Origin of the sequence: Kitasatospora sp. RG8, from assembly GCF_017813315.1 — a bacterium.
Classification (GTDB): Bacteria; Actinomycetota; Actinomycetes; order Streptomycetales; family Streptomycetaceae; genus Kitasatospora.
In genome coordinates this window covers 1-1,671 of sequence record NZ_JAGIYX010000089.1, presented here as the reverse complement: position 1 = coordinate 1,671, position 1,671 = coordinate 1, and the positions used below count along the sequence as shown (strand labels likewise).

Genomic DNA, 1,671 nt, shown 5'->3' with positions numbered 1-1,671 from the left:
CGTCACCGCCTGGCCCCACACGGCCGGCAACACGCCCACCGGACCGAGCGCACCGATCGGACGCCCCGTCTGGAACACCCGCGTCCACGTCCTCGACGCCTCCCTCCAGCCCGTCGCCCCCGGTGTCGCCGGCGAGCTCTACCTCGCCGGCGTCCAGCTCGCCCGCGGCTACCTCAACCGCCCCGGCCTGACGGCGGAACGCTTCGTCGCCTGCCCCTTCGGCGAACCCGGCGAACGGATGTACCGCACCGGCGACCTCGTACGCTGGCAGCAGGACGGCAACCTGGAATTCCTCGGACGCACCGACGACCAGGTCAAGATCCGCGGCTTCCGCATCGAACTCGGCGAGATCGAAGCGGTCATCACCCGCCACCACGCCGTCGCCCACACCACCGCGATCGTCCGCGAGGACACCCCCGGCGACAAGCGCATCGTCGCCTACGTCATCCCCGCCCCCGGCCACGACAACAACACCGAACTGCCCTCGACACTCAGGGCGTTCGCCGCCGAGCAGCTGCCCGAGTACATGGTCCCCGCAGCGGTCGTCGTCCTCGACGCCCTCCCGCTGACCGTCAACGGCAAGCTCGACCGGCGCGCACTCCCCACCCCCGACTACGCGGCCGTCTCCACCGGCCGCGGCCCGTCGACGGTGGAGGAGGAGGTCCTCTGTGCGGCTTTCGCCGATGTGCTGGGTCTGGAGCAGGTCGGTGTCGACGACAACTTCTTCGAGTTGGGCGGGCATTCGCTTCTGGCGGTGACGTTGGTGGAGCGGCTGCGGTCCCGTGGTGTGCCGGTCGACGTGAAGACGCTCTTCCTGTCGCCGACGGTGGCGAAGTTGGCCGAGCAGGCCGCGCACCGGGGTGAGGTGGAGGTGCCGGCGACGAACATCCCGGCGGGAACCACGCGTCTCACGCCGGAGATGCTGCCCCTGGCCGGGCTGAGCGAGGACGAGCTCGCGCAGATTGCCGCGGTGGTCCCGGGCGGGGTGGCCAACGTGGCGGACGTCTACCCGCTCGCGCCCCTTCAGGAAGGCATCTTCTTCCACTATCTGATGCGTGAGCCCGGGGACCAGGACGCCTACGCTTCGACGACGGTGCTGGGTTTCGGGTCGGTGGAGCGGGCCGAGGCGTTCGTCGGGGCGTTGCAGAGCGTCGTCGACCGGCACGACGTGCTGCGGACGGCGATCGTCTGGGAGGGGCTGCGGGAGCCGGTCCAGGTCGTCGCCCGCCGGGCCGAACTGCCGGTGGAGCGTGTGGTGCTCGACCTCGCCGACGGTGCCGATGACGCGGTGGAGCAGCTGTTGCGCGCGTGCGGCGGGTCCATGGCCATCGGCCGCGCCCCCCTGATGCGTGCCTACCTCGCGGAGGACCGCGCCAACCGGCGCTGGCTCCTCGCACTCCAGACCCACCACCTCGTTCTGGACCACGAAACCCTCGGAATCGTTTCGGGAGAGGTCGCGGCGTTCCTGGCGGGTCGTGGGGAGGGTCTGCCGGCGCCGGTGCCGTTCAGGGAGTTCGTTGCGCAGGCGCGGTTGCGGGTGCCCGAGGAGGAGCACGAGCGGTACTTCGCGGGGTTGTTGGGTGATGTCACGGAGCCCACGGCGCCGTTCGGTGTGCTGGACGTCCTGGGGGACGGTGCCGATGCGCGTGAGGCGCGGTTGCCCGTGGACGG

1 protein-coding gene is annotated in these 1,671 nt (G+C 71.1%); it reads left to right on the top strand.

Features of this window, described 5'->3' with window-relative positions:
- A partial coding sequence (locus J5Y04_RS41140; protein ID WP_209417670.1) for a condensation domain-containing protein occupies window positions 1–1,671 on the top strand: 1,671 nt, incomplete at both ends.